At 34.9% G+C, this 17,643-nt stretch carries 17 protein-coding genes; 4 read left to right on the plus strand and 13 right to left on the minus strand.

Features of this window, described 5'->3' with window-relative positions:
* Positions 1 to 140 precede the first annotated feature (140 nt).
* The 3 genes from ACYQ0H_RS11810 to ACYQ0H_RS11820 all read right to left on the minus strand — a co-directional run bounded on the left by ACYQ0H_RS11810 (position 141) and on the right by ACYQ0H_RS11820 (position 3,066).
* A complete protein-coding gene (locus ACYQ0H_RS11810) occupies positions 141 to 1,331 on the minus strand; it encodes a hypothetical protein (protein WP_459813025.1) in 1,191 nt (396 codons plus the stop codon).
* Positions 1,328 to 2,569, minus strand: coding sequence for an FtsX-like permease family protein (locus ACYQ0H_RS11815; RefSeq protein ID WP_459813026.1), 1,242 nt, complete (start codon positions 2,567 to 2,569; stop codon positions 1,328 to 1,330). Before ACYQ0H_RS11815 ends, ACYQ0H_RS11810 begins: the two co-directional genes overlap by 4 nt.
* A gap of 65 nt (positions 2,570 to 2,634) precedes the next feature.
* Entirely contained in the window at positions 2,635 to 3,066 is a 432-nt protein-coding gene (locus ACYQ0H_RS11820) for a hypothetical protein (RefSeq protein WP_459813027.1), read from the minus strand.
* 617 nt (positions 3,067 to 3,683) lie between these two features.
* On the opposite strand from ACYQ0H_RS11820, the gene ACYQ0H_RS11825 reads away from it, so the two are divergent.
* From ACYQ0H_RS11825 to ACYQ0H_RS11840, 4 genes are read left to right on the plus strand one after another with little or no spacing between them, the layout of a single operon-like run.
* Complete coding sequence (locus ACYQ0H_RS11825; RefSeq protein ID WP_459813028.1) at positions 3,684 to 4,187, plus strand: hypothetical protein; 504 nt, start codon at positions 3,684 to 3,686, stop codon at positions 4,185 to 4,187.
* Between the two features lie 28 nt (positions 4,188 to 4,215).
* On the plus strand, positions 4,216 to 4,944 hold the full coding sequence (locus ACYQ0H_RS11830; protein ID WP_459813029.1) for a hypothetical protein: 729 nt from the start codon (positions 4,216 to 4,218) through the stop codon (positions 4,942 to 4,944).
* Between the two features lie 2 nt (positions 4,945 to 4,946).
* The gene (locus ACYQ0H_RS11835; protein ID WP_459813030.1) at positions 4,947 to 5,594 is read left to right on the plus strand and encodes an ABC transporter ATP-binding protein; all 648 of its coding nucleotides are present in this window, start codon (positions 4,947 to 4,949) and stop codon (positions 5,592 to 5,594) included.
* On the plus strand, positions 5,591 to 6,343 hold the full coding sequence (locus ACYQ0H_RS11840; protein WP_459813031.1) for a hypothetical protein: 753 nt from the start codon (positions 5,591 to 5,593) through the stop codon (positions 6,341 to 6,343). Before ACYQ0H_RS11835 ends, ACYQ0H_RS11840 begins: the two co-directional genes overlap by 4 nt.
* A 319-nt stretch (positions 6,344 to 6,662) precedes the next feature.
* Here the strand turns inward: ACYQ0H_RS11840 and ACYQ0H_RS11845 are convergent, their stop codons facing one another.
* From ACYQ0H_RS11845 to ACYQ0H_RS11890, 10 genes are all read right to left on the minus strand, one after another.
* Positions 6,663 to 7,571: an anti sigma factor C-terminal domain-containing protein gene (locus ACYQ0H_RS11845; RefSeq protein ID WP_459813032.1), complete on the minus strand. Its 909-nt coding sequence runs from the start codon at positions 7,569 to 7,571 to the stop codon at positions 6,663 to 6,665.
* 184 nt (positions 7,572 to 7,755) lie between these two features.
* Positions 7,756 to 8,343: a hypothetical protein gene (locus tag ACYQ0H_RS11850; protein ID WP_459813033.1), complete on the minus strand. Its 588-nt coding sequence runs from the start codon at positions 8,341 to 8,343 to the stop codon at positions 7,756 to 7,758.
* 270 nt (positions 8,344 to 8,613) lie between these two features.
* Complete coding sequence (locus ACYQ0H_RS11855) at positions 8,614 to 9,048, minus strand: hypothetical protein (RefSeq protein ID WP_459813034.1); 435 nt, start codon at positions 9,046 to 9,048, stop codon at positions 8,614 to 8,616.
* A 16-nt stretch (positions 9,049 to 9,064) separates the two neighbouring features.
* A complete protein-coding gene (locus ACYQ0H_RS11860; RefSeq protein WP_459813035.1) occupies positions 9,065 to 9,919 on the minus strand; it encodes a CdiA C-terminal domain-containing protein in 855 nt (284 codons plus the stop codon).
* Between the two features lie 343 nt (positions 9,920 to 10,262).
* Positions 10,263 to 10,454 carry a hypothetical protein gene (locus ACYQ0H_RS11865; protein WP_459813036.1) on the minus strand — a complete coding sequence of 64 codons (192 nt, stop codon included), beginning with the start codon at positions 10,452 to 10,454 and terminating at the stop codon, positions 10,263 to 10,265.
* Positions 10,451 to 11,455, minus strand: a complete 1,005-nt coding sequence (locus tag ACYQ0H_RS11870) for a permease (protein ID WP_459813037.1) — start codon at positions 11,453 to 11,455, stop codon at positions 10,451 to 10,453. The genes ACYQ0H_RS11865 and ACYQ0H_RS11870 overlap by 4 nt, the downstream gene beginning before the upstream one ends.
* Positions 11,452 to 11,742 (minus strand): ArsR/SmtB family transcription factor, encoded by a 291-nt coding sequence (locus ACYQ0H_RS11875; protein WP_459813038.1) that lies wholly within the window; start codon positions 11,740 to 11,742, stop codon positions 11,452 to 11,454. The genes ACYQ0H_RS11870 and ACYQ0H_RS11875 overlap by 4 nt, the downstream gene beginning before the upstream one ends.
* A gap of 104 nt (positions 11,743 to 11,846) precedes the next feature.
* Positions 11,847 to 12,521, minus strand: a complete 675-nt coding sequence (locus ACYQ0H_RS11880; RefSeq protein ID WP_459813039.1) for a hypothetical protein — start codon at positions 12,519 to 12,521, stop codon at positions 11,847 to 11,849.
* Between the two features lie 344 nt (positions 12,522 to 12,865).
* Entirely contained in the window at positions 12,866 to 15,043 is a 2,178-nt protein-coding gene (locus ACYQ0H_RS11885; RefSeq protein WP_459813040.1) for a leucine-rich repeat domain-containing protein, read from the minus strand.
* An 81-nt stretch (positions 15,044 to 15,124) separates the two neighbouring features.
* Positions 15,125 to 17,407 (minus strand): glycoside hydrolase family 5 protein, encoded by a 2,283-nt coding sequence (locus ACYQ0H_RS11890; protein WP_459813042.1) that lies wholly within the window; start codon positions 17,405 to 17,407, stop codon positions 15,125 to 15,127.
* Positions 17,408 to 17,643: the final 236 nt, after the last annotated feature.

A 17,643-nucleotide genomic window follows, 5' to 3' on the forward strand; every position in this document is an offset into this window, starting at 1 on the left:
CTCCTGATTTACCGATAACCGCAACAAGCTCGCCGTCATCTATCTCGCATGAAACATCGTGCAGCGCTTCAAATTCGTTGGATTTCTTAGGGTTGTAAATTTTTGTGATGTTGTTTAATTTTATCATCTTGTTTCTCCGATCAATTTCTAAACTCAGTTTTAAGTACATCTCTGGGCTGCTTATTTCTTACAACCAATAAAGGAATTATAATTGATAGCAACAGGAACAGAGCAAGAATTATTGCACAAATGCCGATGTATTCCACACTTATGGTTATTACGGTCTGTTTCAGAAACGTGTATTTTCCGATAATAAAAAATAAGGCGTCAGCAAAAATGGTGAAAATTACAACTATTATATAGTTAATAAAATTAATTACAGAACATCTTTTCCATGTAGCACCACACAAATAAAGTACTGCATAGCTTCTTAGATTCTGTGTTGTAGTAACTACGGTAGTTATAATTGCAGTAAATATGGTAATTATCAATATGCTGAGCGCTATAGGGAAAAGTGTATACAGCTCCTGATTCACGTATTGTTCGCTTTTTTCATAAATATAATCTGTATCATAATAATATCTATAGCCAAGCTCAGAGGTCATATTCTCTATCTCAATTTTCGAATAAGCTCCCTCGGGGAAATTTACTATAATTAAACTGTAAAAATTGTAGCAGCCCTTTGAACCTACCTTATCCATTATTTTATCTGTAGAAATAAACAGCGGATGACTGCGCATAGCTGAATTTAGTTGATAATAAAAGTTCCGAAAATCACCTGTGTAGTTATATAAATCAGGTCCGCCTGTACCATAAATATACTGATAGTCTGACATAATACCGGATATCTGTATTTTAAAGGATACTCCGTCCCAATCTTTAAGCTCAACTATGTCTCCTGTTTTATATCCGAAATTATCACATACCACACACTGAGGAATTTCACTATCAGCGTCTGGAAGCTTTCCCTCTTTAAGATACGGAGGCAGTTCTTTCATTATTTCTTGGCTGTAATAGTTTATATATCCGCTTTTGTCAGAACCATCGTCAGAATCCATAATAACAAGATTTGCCTTGCCGCCGGTTACAGCAGTTGCTTTATCAAAATCCCTTAATATATCCTCATCATATTTAAGATCATCCTTACCTATATTAGGCATTATGCAGATACCGTTCTGAGAAAGCGCTTCTTCAAACTGCGAATAATAAACTGTTCTATCCTTTAACGCTGACAGCATTATAATAATCAGCGCAAAAACCACAGCAAGCTGAATTGCGATCAAAATGTTTAGAATACGAGTACTTTTGGTAAGTTTAAACGAAAAATTCATATGTTTGCCTCCGTAAAGTTAAGCTTTCTGCTTATATTTCTTATCAGCATGACAAACAATACTATTGCCGAAACCGCAATATATCCTGCAAAAATACATACATATCTATTGAAATTAAGGCAGTTTATTGAATTGGGAAATATCTCCACCATTTTCGGGTACAGCAATTTATGAAATGCGTAAAGCGACAAAATAAATCCCGGCGAGATAACTGTTACAGCCTGACCAAGAAACAGCGCTATGCATCTTCCTCTAGTACTTCCGCACAGCCGAAAAACCGTTATTCGCTTTTTGTTGCATTCAATTATGTATTTATATAAAACTGCAAGGTTTACAGCAAACAGAAGAGCGACTGCTGCGGTAATAAATATTATTGTTCTGTAATATGCAAAATCGGTTATTGCCGAAAGATCCATATCCACAACATGACCGTGATCTGCCATTGTGCTGTTTACTATATTATCAATAGTAACAAACTGATTGTATGTAACAGGACGTATGAATTGAATACTGACAACAGCATTAAGTATAGTTTTGTCCGGAAGAGAAGTAAAGGGAATAGAATAAAAAACATTTCTTACACCACTGGGTATAGTATTTGAAACAGTATACTCAGTTCCGCATATGCTTACCTTATCGCCTATACCGGTCAAGGTTCTTGCCTCATTACTGTCATAAGATAAAGTTCCTGTAAATATTGTTTTTGTATCGTTAAGAAAATCGTCAGAAACAACAATATGTTTTTCTCCATTAATATATTCCTCGTCAGTCAGATCATATTCAGATGGATTTTCCATAACATTTACAATACCTTTATCGGTCAGTTTAAAAATGAAATCAAAGGGCGCAAGCCCAAAAAGATCGTTTTCAAATGTTCCGGAACAGTAAATCCATTCGATTTCTTCGTACATTGACTCCGGGATTTCTTTCAAGACTTTTGAAATATCTCCTTTAGTTATAGAGCTGAAATTATTATACCGAAACAAATCATTCAGCTCCTCTTCTTTGGTATTAAATGTAAGCAAATCGGTTCTTGAAGTCATCCATCCGCTCCATTCGTTCGCTTCAATTTTAACGGTGGTTGTCTTAGATTCTCCTATTAAGAGGTTATTACGATAGTTTTCATAAACGCCGTAAATAAAGCAGCCTATTACAGCGGTCAATACCGAAGTCATAACCATAAATAACAAAAGGAGCTTATTGTCTTTAAATAAATTCCGCAGTATTCTTAAAAGCATATATTATCTCCTGTAAAATATTCTGAGAGGCAAAATTAATATCCTGCCTCTCAGCCGGACAGAAATTAAAATACTATTTTTCTTGTTATGTCAACCTCGCCCTTATTATTTCCATTTTCATCTTGAACATATGACCAGTAACGAGCATAAAGACCCTCATAGTATATATTCTTTTGTGCGGTTACCCTTAAAAATGATCCGTTATCAGCCTCCGGTCTGAAATCAGTTTTATTGCTGTATATGCTGCCCAAAGCATTCCTTATTTCAGCGCATGAAAGAATAGCCGTATAGTTGTCCTTTCGGCATATGGTCATATTAGTAGCGCTGGTTGCATTTGTTAACGAATCATAGCTGTAAGTCTGTATAGAATGAAGATATGAATTTGATTGATCAAACGATTTATCAAGTACAACTGCATTCACACTTACAGCAGAAATAGAAGCCGTTATCAAAACGGCGGCACTCATTGCTGCAATCTTTTTAAATAATTTTATCATAATTCCTCCTATAATTTTCGATTAATAAAATATTAACCTAATATTTTTGAACAAAATACCCCATACCATACTCTACTGTAGAGCAAAAAAATTTTATAGTTAACTATATTATCATTATACATCAGCTTAAAGTTAAAATCAATACTTTTAGGTAAGTTTTAGCAGATATAAACGCGTTTTCTACATTTTTATTAAAAAAACAACTATGTTGTTGTGCATATTTAATATAAACATTACATATGAATTAATATAATAAATATAAGACTTCATAAAAAAACAAAACCCAGCCTGTTACCAGACTGGGTTTTACTTTTGTCACACATATTAAGAGGAGGTATGGTACAAAAGCTTATGCGGAGTTCCGTAAGATTTCCCCTCGCTACTTGCTTGTAAGACACAAAATAACCACTGTATATAAAACATTAAGAAAAAGAGAATAAAAAACGAATAAGTTTTGGAACTCCGCACAAAATAGCATTGCAGTTCTTCCGTTTTCAACGATACATACTTCCAATCGGAGTTTGCATTCTTCGCCTTTGTATTTTTCACGATTTGGTATAAAGAAATATTATATATCACAAGCGTTGTGTTCATTTGCAGGCAGCTTTACGGTAACTTTGTTGCCGCTGCTAACTAATATAACTTTAAACAATATTTTCTTTCAAAGTACGAAATATGACGGCTGGAATACTTATTTTACAGCGTTGACACAAATTTCTCCTAAGCTGCTGTCTGAACAAACGAACTATCCATATACGATTACTTTTGCAAGATTATTTTTTGAACACCCTGTTATGTATACAGTCTTGTTTGCAGTTGCATTAAGTATATTTATTGGCTTATGCGGCGTTCTATCTTATTCAATTTCTCTTGGGATAGAAAGATTCGCTATACTATCGGCTCTTCCCATGGAAATTATTGTGTTTCTTGGACTTCAGCAAAGCAATGAAGCCGTTTTGTCTTATAATCATAATTTTGTTAATCTTAATATAATGAATTACTTTACAGTTAACTCATTAATGGGCAAAAATTATTTTATTGTCCTTGCTTTCTGTGCGCTTATGCTGGCTGTTTCTATTACACTTATATATTGTAAGATCAAACGGAATCAATTCGATTAGAGATGAATAAAAACCTGAGGTATTACTAATGAAAAAAATATATTTTGCTTTCTTATCTTTTCCGATAGTTCTGATTTTCTCCGCCGCTGAAATTTTTGAAGTAACAAACACCAATCAAATTTTCGGTAACATTATGCAGTCAATACTTGGCTCTGAAAGTGCTGACGAAGTGTTTTTGCAGGGCTTTTGCGTTGGCTGCATAGTACCTGTTTTGTTTTCTGTTTTTTACGGAACTTATTTTTACCATGATTTAATGATTGGCGGCGTTTACATTTTCACCAGACAAAAAAGTCGTATTAAATGGTACATAAGTCATTGCTTAAGATTAACAGTGTACGCTGTAATTTATTCTGTAATTTTCACACTTACTAAATATTGTATCAGCTTCGGTTTTTCATCAAATCTAATAACAATTCAAAATATTGTGTCGTCGATTAATATATGTATCTCTGTTATTCAAATTGGTATAGTTGGGGCTATAATAATAAATACTTTAGTTATTTTATTCGGAAGCAGCATTGGGTATTCGGCAGGAATAGGAATAATTTTTTGTCTTTTGGGAGCAGGATATGTAACCCGATTTAGTAATGCTGTACTGATGTCTGTCAATCCATTCTCGTCATACATACGCGCTTTTGGGGGCGGTTTTGATACAATAAGATTTTTTGTACAGATAACAAGCATCATACTTGTTTTATCACTGGGATATATATCGGTAAGAAAAATGGATATTGGATTAAGTAACAAGGAGATATAAGAATGAACAAAATAACAATTGAAGGACTTACAAAAAGAATAAAGGATAACGTTATTCTCGACAATATAAATCTTGAATTGGTGGGGGGAAAAATATATGGCTTGGTCGGCAAGAACGGCTCAGGAAAAACCATGCTGATCAGAAGCATTGCAGGCCTGATGAAACAGTCTGAAGGGAGAATATTATATAATGGCAAAGAATTGTATAAGGATATCGACTTAATTCCCGGACTAAGCCTTGTGATTGAAAATATTGGGCTATACCCTGAATTCAGCGGATTTAAAAATCTTAAAATGCTGGCAGATATTCGTAAGATAATTGACGATAAACAAATAAAGTCTACAATGGAAGCTGTTGGACTTGATCCTGATGACAAACGCAAGGTGAGAAAATATTCTTTGGGTATGCGCCAGAAGCTAGTTCTTGCCCAAGCGTTTATGGAAAATCCCGACGTTATTCTTCTGGACGAACCAACAAACGCTTTAGACGAAAACGCGGTTAAGCAAATATACGATTTATGCGAAAGGGCAGTACAGCGCAATGCAATAATTGTAATTGCAAGCCACAATAAGGAGGATATTTCTCAACTTTGCGATGAGAAATATTTTATTTGTGAGGGCAAATGTTATGCTGAGGAGGAACTATCTTGAAGCTGTTTATTTCAATTCAGGCAGCAATTATTTTGATTGCTTGCTGTATTTGCGGAGTAGTAACAAGCAAACAAAGCGATGCAGGTTTTATCGGAGAAAAAACCTATGAAGAAATAGGCAAAATAAATTCTAATACATATATTATTTCAGAAGAAGACGCAGTTTTAAATCAGTCTGCCGAAGATTATATTGATTTTTTTGATAATATGTATTCAAATTTAAAAAATCTCTTTTTTGATAAACAGATTATTATAGCAACCGCAAAGGACAGTTATTATTTATATGACAGAAGCTTTCAACAGGAAATTGTAATTGACGAGGTTATTGACGGCGATGAAAAATTGACCGGTCAAACTATGCAAATGTTGTTTTCCGGCGGATTTTATTTTGAAACGCCTGAAGAATTTAACAAAAGAATTTATCATAGTACATGTTTAAATGAAGAAGTAACGCCGGAGGAAAACAGGCAGCAATTTATATTTGATTATGGCGGTTTGAACGTTATGAAACCCGGGCACACTTATCTGATTTTTGCCCAATCCATTGATTTCGGTAATTATACTATGATCTGTGCGGACAAACATCAGTACACATGGTTCGATCTGTCTCAGACAGAAACGAAAGTCATGGAATCAAAATTATTTTCAGATTACTGCAGCAATGAAATTTTTACAAATAGTCAAGCTGTTGTTGATGATTATTATAGGCTGAAAGAAGATGTGCTGAATTATTATGGCATACGAAGGTGACTATATGCCATATGCCTAATTGATTTGAAATGCAGAAGAGATCAGGAAAGTATCTGAATACAACTTATATTATCATGCAGCAACTGAAGCAATTTTTTGCGAACGGTGCAAAAGAAGCGGCTAAAATAGCTACTGGATATTTTATCAAATGAGATATGAAAATTTATAATACAATCCAGTCCCTAGAATCCTTGTGAATGCTTTGTTTACATTTTTGTGTCTTATTAAAAAAGTTATTATATAACTTCGGTTCCAATGGAACCAAAGTAAAAAATTAAAGCGTGTATCAACATTTCAGATACACGCTTTAAATTAATCATCAGTCATAAGCGGCAATATGCTTTATACAATCATAATATTTAAGCAGCCATTCCACATTTTCGTCGGTAAACTCTTTACCGTCCTTTTTGTCAAGAACAACTCCTATGATCTCTAAATCGTCAGCAGTAAAGCTTCCGTTATACTTTGTCATCAAAGCGTTTTTGGCTTTTTCAATCTGTCCGGACATATAGCTTCCGGACTTATAGCTGCCCTCAACTATCTTGTTTTCCTTTAAAATCTGAACAAATTTCTCATCAGGATTTTCAATTTCTATCCTTTCTACATAATTCCGATCATAGCACATGAATCCGTAGGCTTGCTTAAAATCGCTGTCATTGTCCCAAGGAATCCCTAATGAAAATATATCATCATCGGATATTTCATCAGGATCATATGTATCTACCCAGCAGAATTTTACCGAATAGCTTCTTGAATCTTTAAATATCTTTAAAACCTCATCGTATGAGTAAGCTTTATCAAATGATATTTCAAGCTGCTTGCCTAAATATGCATAACTATCATATACAATAGTATCTTTATTATAGCTTGCAGGGTGAATAAAAGCTAACTGTTTGTACGGTAACATATGCTGATAAAAGGGTAAGGATTGGAATTGATAACCTATCGTTTTAAACAATGAACCCTTACCATTACAGTCTAAAATACCGTAGTAATAAGAAAACGGTTTTACCTTTAACTCTATAACATCAGTTTCTCTGTATTGAGAACTATTGCAGACATATCGGGCGTTAAGACTGTCTTTCTGAACGGAGCACCTTACTATATTCTGACTTGTCGATATAAAAGAGAATTTTTCAATTAAAGCTGCGTCCTCATCATATTGCGAAGCTGTAATATGAAAAGATATAACGGCAAATATATAATATACCACAATTACTATCAGCAAAATTACAATTCTCCGCATAGCTTTTTTGTGTCGCTCAAAAAATTTTATATCCATTATGAAATAGCTCCGTAAACTAATTAATATTGATCTATACACTTCTCTTTGTATTTATATATATTCCTTTTTCTTATTAACTTTCCCGTGTCATGGTGACAAGGGGGGTATGGCAGTAAATAAAGGATAATTAAAGATTTTTAGATTCATACTTTGAAAATAACAAATCCCGTTGACTTATATTAATTTTCAATCCAGGTATACTTGTCGACAGTATAATTTTGCAATTTTCATCATTATTTTGAGGTTTTATAATATGAATATGCACGTCGATTTGTGCAGATAACTTTCCAAATAAATTATCTATTTTATATTCAGAAAATCTTGTATTCATATATGATATTTCACTTTCAGTAACATTATTCTTTTTCAGAAATTTTTCGTTAGTAAGCGATATACTTGTTAATGATGGCATAGGATTATAGTCAGTACGAAATTGATAGTATTCTTTATTATTCAGTGTTACATCCGTTATACTATAATAAAGATTTAATGTGGTTTCTCCTTGATAATAACTATACTCAATATCATATAAATAGTAAATATCATTAGTCAAGTCAATACGCAATAAATCACTAAGATCAGATAACGTATTTATTTCTGGTTTCTTAAAATTATTGTGCAGAAATATTATAAATAAGCATATTGATATTATCAATATCATCTTTAAAAATTTTTTAAATCTTATTTTAATTCCACATTGCGTAATTTCCATCACTATCAGTCCATTTATCTATATATTTATTACCTTTAGATTTTGTACTAAACATGTCTATCATTTCTGTACTTTTAGCAACCTTCTGAGTTTTTTTCACCAAACTACTAAATGAAGAAAAGATTCTACCAATATTATTTTCTTTTGTATCTCCATTTAATTTAGTATATACATTAAATCCTGTTGATTGTCTTTTGCTGCCAGGATTTAATTCATCTCTATAATTCTTGAAATCCTTGCCGCCGCTTTTGCGTTTATTAATTTGTTTTATAATTAAGAATACGATTCTTTCAATTCTTTTGCTGAATCAGAAAAAATAATTTCATTGATTTTCACTATGCATATTTCGTCATGAACATTTGATGTAATTAAAATATCACTATTTATCTTTTTTCTTATATATTTACAAAAGTTAATAATTGTCACAAATTCTCTTGTTGATATATTATCTTTTTTGATATCAAAAAGTAGCGATTGTGAATATTTAAATTCTTCTTTAAAAAATAACGAATTGTATACTGCGTTTTCATTTTCAGTAAAATATATTATTATTTTATTGTCATTATAAAAATCAGAAAACATAGTGACATTTCCTAAACTTTGTTTATTCAAATTTTCGATTACTAAAAAAAAGTCCTTTATATACAATTCAATATCTTTTACATTAATAAAATTTTTTTGTATTTTTGCACTTACGTCTATTGACATATAAACTCCTCTTTTCCTATGGATAAATTCCAAAAACTTTTTCATCCCGAACAACAAGCACTTCTTTTAAATTTGCAATTGGATTATCATATAATGCATTTAATATATCGTCTACATTACCAATCCAATCATTTAAATTAAGTACCACTCTTTCTGTTTGCTGTTTTATCATTACTTTTTCATAAATTGTAGAACGTATATTATTTGAGGGTGTTTTTTCAGCTGATGAATAACAATCAAAAATATTTTCCTCTATTAAATAATCAGGGTTTCTTGATGTATTACTTAAATTAGGATTTTGTTCAATTTTATATCCATTTTGTGCTAAAATTCTGGCTGCCTCATTTTCACGTTCTAGTGAACGTCTGGTTGCTTCATCAACTTTTTTACTTATTTTGGTTTTATGCCCCAAAGGTTCTGAATTGACATTGTATTTACCACTTGGTTTAGTTGTATCAAACTCATTAATATGAACAGACTTCATAACCCCATCCGGCATCTCAGCTATATTTATATCGTCTACATCCGTTTTACCAACATAACTTAGATCACTCTTCTGTCTTAATCCCGACCAATTAAAGTAATTATCAGCCTTATTAAGCCCATGATCCATCAGCACTCCGGAAGCTATTCCTGTTATCATCCTCTGCGACGGATTCAGGTTAAGCTCCGATGTCATGTAGTCTGTCGCAAATCCTGTTCCGATTGATATGTATGTTTTTCCATACTCTGCGATCATTACTCTTGACAAATTATTTGCCGGAAAAGCCTTTGCTATTATGCTGTATGAATTTATTGCCGGCATGACTATCCCTAATCCTAAGCTGCTTAATTCAAAATTAAGTTCATATGCTTCCTGATTTCCTCCCATTAAATAATCTCTTTCAAAGTTTATTGCCGGAGTATCAGTATCGCCTATTGAGCCGTAATAATAATCCTGCGCTGATTTTGACAGTTATAAGTGTTGATTTAAGTTTTGCCGTCAGCAGCCTTTTTTATCTGGTTGCCGTTGCTGTTGTAAGTATAAACCGTCTGTTTAAATCTTAAGCCTAGTCAATCTTTTCAGACTGTCATAATTGGAATCCAGTTTCTATTGTACCATTTTCACTGTGTATTTAGCAAACATCCGCGTTAAATCACATATCGGCTTATGCTTTTTTGGGTTAGGCTTATATGGTACCAATTTGATATTTATATTTCTTTTTAAATAATACTTATGAAACACTATTTTCAAATCTATCTTTTAATACCTCATAAAAATGTTTCAAGCTCTTATCTCCATTATTATCCGGAAACAGGCAATACGGCAAACTGTCAGTGTTCTTATGCTTTTTTATGCAAGCAGCACAATTGCCATTGTTTTTGCAGCTTTTTTTAGGACAGCATCCTTCGATATAATTATTCATATAAACATTCCTCCGACTATATTAAACAGATAACCCATTATTATAATACCTGCCGTCACAATGCCTATAAACACAGCCAGCAGCTTAGGTTTAACTACCTTTCTCAGCATTATCATAGATGGCAGAGAAAGCGCTGTTACTCCCATCATAAAGCTCAGCACTGTTCCAATTCCAACGCCTTTAAAATACAGCGCCTCAGCGATTGGTATTGTTCCGAAAATGTCTGCGTACATTGGTATACCAATAACACTGGCAATAATAACAGAAAATGCATTGCTTTCACCCAGAGCGCTCTGAATAAAGCTTTCCGGAAGCCAGTTATGAATAACAGCGCCTATTGCAACTCCTATAAGAATATATTTAATGACATATTTCCATGTTTCCCATGCTTCTTTCAATGAAAATCTACAGCGAACAAGCCTGCTGCTATAATCAGTGTTATCCAGTGCTTCAGTCTTACCGAAAATTTCAGGTTCAGTCTGGTCTTTCATATTCATGCTGCCGATGACTGTTCCTCCTATAATTGCAATAACAAGCCCTACAATGACATATGCGACAGCTATTTTCCATCCGAAAACGCTCATTAGCAAAACAAGTGAGCCTAAATCAACCAAGGGGGAAGATATAAGAAAAGAAAAGGTCATGCCTAACGGAAGCCCGGCATTTGTAAATCCAATGAAAATCGGAATTGACGAACAGGAGCAAAACGGTGTTACAGTACCTAAAAGTGCTGCGATTATATTTCCTGCAATACCGCTGTATTTTGACAGTATTCTTTTAGTTCTTTCCGGCGGGAAATAAGTCTGTATATAACTGATTATAAATATAAGTGTTACAAGAAGTATACTTATTTTTACTGTATCATATATGAAAAATTGAATACTTGAACCGATTCTTCCGCTTAAATCAAGTCCGAAGAAAGATAATATTAAGCCTATAATATCGTTTAACCACTCCATCCCCAAGATCTGATTCTGTATAAAGTCCCATACCATGCTCATTTATTTTTACCCCCATTGCAGCTCTCTAAATTTATTATAAATTGCTTAATATCAGAGAGCTTATCAAATGATAATGAATAATGAGACCATTTACCCTCTTTTCTTACAATTACAATACCGCATTCGCATAATATTTTCATATGGTGCGACAGGGTAGGCTGAGTAATTTCAAATTTTTCCAGCAGTCTGCATGCACACATTTCTCCCTCAGAGAGCATTTGCACAATCTGAAGCCGTGTAACATCACCAAGAGCCTTAAATATCAACGCATAATCTATTCTGTTCATAAATATTCACCTCATATAGAAATTCGTCTATATGAAATTATAACATACAGATAGACACTTGTCAATATGTTTTTATACCTGCTGCTCTATTTAACAAACAGCTATTAGTTTATATTATTCAACGCTACGTTCATAACTTCATTAGGGTTTTTATCTTCAAGCATTTTCCATATATTTTTCAACTGCTTGATAAAAGCTTCAACCTCATCTATTTTTTCTGCGCCAATCATTTCTACTACCATGTACAGCAGTTCATCTATTGTGAGTTTAGTATGATCAACAATAGATTTTGCCATAGTGTAGCAGAATACATTTTCTGACTTTGCAATAACACCGCTTGAAGAAAAACAATATTTATAACATTTAACGTCGACACGAACAATAGCAAAGTTTTCCGGATAAACAAAAAACATTTTTTCTTCATGTTCTCCAATTGAAGTATTTCCGATCAATGTGTCGAGCGCAGTTTCAACAATTTTTTGAAAACCGTTTTTCACATCATCTCCGCCGCTGAAAAACATATTGATAGCTTCTCTTATTGCCGTACCGCATCCAGCTTTTATATCAACATGCTGGCATTTGTAATATGCTATCGCACGATTTCCTACTACTTCACACTCAGAAGCCCCACCGCTTGTAAACATACTTTTTAATTCTGCTTCAAACTGATCGCACTTTGCCTGTGCCATTTTCTGAAGAAAGCTAAACTGTTCCTTCAAAATTTGATCTTGTTCTGTTTTTCCGGTTATCTCATCAATCTTACTTATAATCTTAGCCATTTTTAAACCTCCGTTATTTTATCGTCCGATATACATCTTATCATTACAAAATAATTAATTTACTTTAATGAAATTATACCACATGATTATGTTAAATTCAATACAATTTGCCAAATTTAGAGCATTTACTTTATATTTTCTACATATTTATATAATTTTACATAACGATTTTATACAGTATGCCAATTAAAAACTTGAAAAGCAGTAAGAATCATAAGCGGCTGCAGACGGTTTGAAAAATTGGAAATGAAAACAAAACAAGGGTACAGAAATCTGTACCCTTGTTTTTGCTTTCGGCGTCCAAGTAAAGAGGTGTTAAATTTTTAACCCAATGTAAAGGAGGTTTATTTCTTTCTTGTGATAACGCCGATTGCAGACAATAAGATTATTCCCGCTGCCGTAGCCGAAGCTGCTCCGGTGTTGGGGTTGGACGATCCGTTGGCTCCTGAGTTGGCATTGCTCGTTGTTCCTGCCTTGCTTGAGCTTGTAGAATCTGTCTTTGATGATGTTGTGCTGTTATTAGAATCGTCGGTTTTACTCGACGAATTATCGGTTTTGGAATCTGTTTTTGATGAGGAATCGGCGTCTGTATCGGACGAGCTTTCGGAACCTGGCGTTGATTCTGAATCAGGAATTGATTCTGATGAAGGCTCTGACGAAGAATCATCCGTCTTTTCAACAAGTCCTGTAACAGCCGTTTCAAGTGCTGTTTTAGCGGCTTCGATGTCTGCTTTTTCAGCTTCGTCCGGCAGTTCTTTTGCGGCTGTTAAAGCGGCTGTAAGTGCTGCATAGCTTTCCTCGGTGTAGGTTTCTCCGCTTATCAATTCCGCTTCTGCGATTGCTGTTTTCAACTCGTCCAGTGCGATAGTTCTGTCGGTTACAGCTTTTAATACTTGCCCAACGCTGTTGATATACTCGATTTTGGTTATTCCGTAAACATAGTCGCTTGCATTCGCCCATGCCCATGTATACGCTATAAGCTTCACTTCGTCGCCCGAATTAATTGCATTTGTCAACGGTAATTCAATCGCAAATCCCTTTGCTCCCGCTGTTTCTGTGGTATCTGTACCCACAAATTTCATATAGCTTTCCGTTCCGGCGATTGTTGCCTTTGCTTCTAAGCTTGCATACTGGTTGAATGAAACATCGCTCGCACAGTCGAACGTTATCTTGATTTTTGTCGCACCTGCTGTTTTATCGTCCGCCGTAAATTCTCCGAGGGTTGTTTCAACAGCATTTTTGTTGATAACTGTGAAAGGTTCTCCGGCTTCTTCTTCGATACCCGGCTTGATTTCAAGGTTTTCCAAAGCGGTATCTATCGCCTGTTTTGCTATAGCTAAATCCTCAAACGAGGATTCCTCTGTTAATGCCTTAGCTGATTCCAACGCCTTTGCAAGCTCCGCATAGCTTTCCTCTGTAAAATCCTCTGAGCCGTATGATTCGGCAGTTGTGATTGTTTGCTGTAATTCGTTGAAAACTTCTGTTTTATCAAGAGGAACTAAAGCCTCTAACCGCCATTGCATACTGCTTGTCAAATCGTTAATTTGTTTTTGAATGTATTCGTTTATTTCTCCGATAACACTCTCTTTATATTCTTTAGCTTGTGCAACAGAGGTTGATAATTTTAACCATGAATCATGAGTATATTCATAACGATGATTTTGAACTATATCATAGGCTTGTTCATATACCCTATCAAACTCACTATATTTTTTTAATTCAAGACCGCTGATTGCTTTATTTATTGCAGATGTCACATCATCAATTTCTGATTTCTCTGCATTTTCATTTAAAAGCAATGTATTTCCCGATTCAACTGCTTCTGATAATTTTTTATATGATTCTTCTGTATATAAAGCACTGTTTTGAACATAGCTCTTACTTTCATTAACAGCGGTTTTTAAATCGGCAAATTTATCTTCGGAAAGCAACACAACATTTGCTGTTGTCGCTTTTCCTTTTACAAGATCGTATACCTCTTGCGAATATGTATTTATGGTTCCTGTTACATTTGTAAATGCATTAGAGCCAACAGTTGTTATATTCACACTCTGAATATCAATAACTAAATTTGGGTTTGTACACCCATAGAATGCATAACTGTTTAAACGATTTATACCGTATGGTACATTAACGCTTTCCAATGCCGGACAATCTCTGAATTGAAAAGTTCCAATGGCTCCGGTAAGTGAATTTGGCAGAGAAACGCTTTTTAATGAAGTACAACTCCTAATAGCGGATCCGGCTAAAGTTGTATAACCCTCTGGAATTTTAATTGAAGTTATTGCAATATTATCTTTAAATGCATTACCCCATATAGTTGTTATTGTTACTCCATTAACTTCCGTAGGCAATACAATATCTGTTTCATCTCCTACATAGCCTTTTAACGTGTAACTGTCAATAATAAATAACGCTGGATCAGTACTTTCAGCTATTGCCGTAAAGCTAATAGAATTCAAGGCAATGAATCCCGTTAAAAGAACACCCAAAATACGTTGAAAATTTTTCAATTTTTTCATTTTATCCTCCTTAAATCCCCAATAATAAAAACTGCTATACATATTTGTACAGCAGCTTTTCACTTAACTTATTATTCAATTTTAATTACTTGCAACCGGATTTCCCATAATTGCACTGATTAATGTACTTCCTGTTGGTGTAACAGTATTCGTTGTTCTGTCGAATAACGCAAAACCGTTCTGATTGATGTCACCGTTATCCCAACAAGAAGTTACAAATTTAACTTCAAGTTCATTATTATCTGCATAATAATTCAGCCAGTAATAATAGTTTGCTCTTGCTGATGTATTGTTTTTGTCGATTGCGCCATACTCGCCAATAAAAACAGGCATATCGTTAGTCAGGGCAAAATCTGCAAGCACAATTATTTGGCTTTCCATATCTGCACCGTCGCTCGCCAAATCCCATGCATTTGTTCCGTTTTCATTCAGCGCAAAATCATACGGATCATAATAGTGAACAGAAAGCATTAATCTTTTAGATTCTCCCGTATCATTAGGTTTTACGAAACCATTTACAGTGTTATCAATGTTTGCGTTGTAACCAGCTACAACAAGAACACGATCGGTATTCTTTCCACCAGTATTTCTAACAGCAGTAACGAATGCCTGATTTAATGCGTTTACATTAGCAATTTCAAACGTACTTGGTATAGAGTTGTAATTGCCGTTGTTCAACTCATTAAATCCCTCAAATATCAGCTTCTGATCGTAGTTCGCAAATGTTGTCGCAATGTCAGACCATACACCTGAGAACTTACTCTGAATTGCTTCAAATTCTGTTCCTGTTTTTGTAATATCCAGCCACATACCCTCAACGCCATTTCCGCCGTCGTTATGTATGTTAACGATTACAAAAAGATTCGCAGAAATTGCTGCGTCCACTACCTGTTGTACCCTTGCCATATATGCCGGATCAATAGTGTACGTTCCGTCGGCGTTTGTTGTTATTTTATCCATGTAGGACACAGGAATACGAACTGTGCCAAAACCTGCGTCTTTCACTGCGTCGAACATTTCCTTGCTTACAGGAAATTTGTTATTCCACAATGTTTCTCCAACTGTTCCGTTGCTTGTTGAATCCAGTGCGTTACCAAGATTCCATGCTTTGCCCATCATACCTGCAAGTTCATCAGCTGTCTTTCCGCTGACTGCTGCCGGAATAGGTGAGCGGTTGTCATAGATCTTAACCTTTGTGACTGCACATCCATCGAAGCATACATTAAACTTTGTCAACGTGTCGCTTACATCAAACGTAAATGTTTTTGTGCCTGTTTCTGTTACCGGAATGAAAGAACCGCCGATTTTAGCTCCGTCGCTGTAAAGCTCTGCCTGCATATAGCTGCCGTCCGTCGGAATTGAGGAGTAGTTTGCTGTTACCTCAATTGTAGGGCTTCTGTAGCCGGCTAATGAGAAATTGAAAACATAGATGTTTTCTGCTCCTGCGTATGTCCATACGTCAGGATCGCTTGAAGTCATTGTTGACTCTGTGCCTTTTGTCCAATTTCCTGTTATGTCGATCGGATCAGGCGTTTTGTCATAGACCTTGATTTCAGATACGGTGCATTCATCGAAGCAGGCGAACAGCGAATGACGGGTACCGTCTATGCTGAATGAATATGTTACCTGCTTGCCTGCCTGAACTTCCTTGTATCTTGCGTTTTCCTGCTCTACTCCTGTCCAGACTTCTTGGTCGGTGTTATAATTATCAACATAATAAAGTGTTGCTTCCTTGAACCCCGAAGCTGTCGAATCGTAGCTTACCGTTACATCAACCGTTGGATTGGTAAAGCCATAGCCTGAAAATCCCGACATATATATGTTGTACGCATTAGCGTCAACCTTTATATCGGCATCGCCTGTTACAGTCATAGCAGAAGCTGTGCCTTTATGCCAAGAGCCAGTGATCGTTGTTTCCTGACCTTGCTTGTCATTGAGCGTTACCGAGTTGACCTTTACCGAGCCAGCACCAAAGTTATCGGTGATTAAGTTAAAGCCGTAAAGGTCTTTGCCTGTAGTAAGTGAACTTTCGATATCACTCAGGTTTACCGTACTTGTGTATTCAACATTTGCTGTCGGGTTGCCTGACTGTCCAATAGAGGTTTTGTTCCATCCGCCCCACTCGCTGTCAAATGCCAGAATACCGAATGTTTCTGATGCATTTTCCGGTACTTGTACATACTCGTAATTTAAATTAATGGATTCATATCCCAGACAGTCTTGCTTGAAGAAAGTCCCCAAAGTCGTACCTTGTGTATATGTACCATTGATACCTATATCTTTAGCAGATACATTGCCGCCAACAGCCATTGTCATAGCCATTGCCGCAGCAGACACTATTGATAAAATTTTTTTCCTGAGCATAGTTGCTCCTTTCGCCATTATTGATTTTACGATTATATAATAATTCCCGGAAATTTATTATCTTTAAAATTTTGCTTAAAGCTGCTATTATTCTATTGTCAAGCTGCAACAAATAGTTAAATAAAATTAACATTTTATTTTTCCTTATCAAATATTTTTCTGATATGATTTTTACTAAGAAAAAATTAAATTAACCATACACTAAATCGTTTTACGAAAAACCTGAACAGGCATAG

It is taken from the genome of Hominimerdicola intestinalis (genome assembly GCF_054655215.1).

What these genes read in the sequence shown, in the direction of transcription:
- ACYQ0H_RS11810 (WP_459813025.1), bottom strand. Translation starts at nt 1,331, where the DNA reads ATGAATTTTTCGTTTAAACTTACCAAAAGTACTCGTATTCTAAACATT.
- ACYQ0H_RS11815 (WP_459813026.1), bottom strand. Translation starts at nt 2,569, where the DNA reads ATGCTTTTAAGAATACTGCGGAATTTATTTAAAGACAATAAGCTCCTT.
- ACYQ0H_RS11820 (WP_459813027.1), bottom strand. Translation starts at nt 3,066, where the DNA reads ATGATAAAATTATTTAAAAAGATTGCAGCAATGAGTGCCGCCGTTTTG.
- ACYQ0H_RS11830 (WP_459813029.1), top strand. Translation starts at nt 4,216, where the DNA reads ATGAAAAAAATATATTTTGCTTTCTTATCTTTTCCGATAGTTCTGATT.
- ACYQ0H_RS11835 (WP_459813030.1), top strand. Translation starts at nt 4,947, where the DNA reads ATGAACAAAATAACAATTGAAGGACTTACAAAAAGAATAAAGGATAAC.
- ACYQ0H_RS11855 (WP_459813034.1), bottom strand. Translation starts at nt 9,048, where the DNA reads ATGTCAATAGACGTAAGTGCAAAAATACAAAAAAATTTTATTAATGTA.
- ACYQ0H_RS11860 (WP_459813035.1), bottom strand. Translation starts at nt 9,919, where the DNA reads ATGGGAGGAAATCAGGAAGCATATGAACTTAATTTTGAATTAAGCAGC.
- ACYQ0H_RS11865 (WP_459813036.1), bottom strand. Translation starts at nt 10,454, where the DNA reads ATGAATAATTATATCGAAGGATGCTGTCCTAAAAAAAGCTGCAAAAAC.
- ACYQ0H_RS11870 (WP_459813037.1), bottom strand. Translation starts at nt 11,455, where the DNA reads ATGAGCATGGTATGGGACTTTATACAGAATCAGATCTTGGGGATGGAG.
- ACYQ0H_RS11875 (WP_459813038.1), bottom strand. Translation starts at nt 11,742, where the DNA reads ATGAACAGAATAGATTATGCGTTGATATTTAAGGCTCTTGGTGATGTT.
- ACYQ0H_RS11880 (WP_459813039.1), bottom strand. Translation starts at nt 12,521, where the DNA reads ATGGCTAAGATTATAAGTAAGATTGATGAGATAACCGGAAAAACAGAA.
- ACYQ0H_RS11885 (WP_459813040.1), bottom strand. Translation starts at nt 15,043, where the DNA reads ATGAAAAAATTGAAAAATTTTCAACGTATTTTGGGTGTTCTTTTAACG.
- ACYQ0H_RS11890 (WP_459813042.1), bottom strand. Translation starts at nt 17,407, where the DNA reads ATGCTCAGGAAAAAAATTTTATCAATAGTGTCTGCTGCGGCAATGGCT.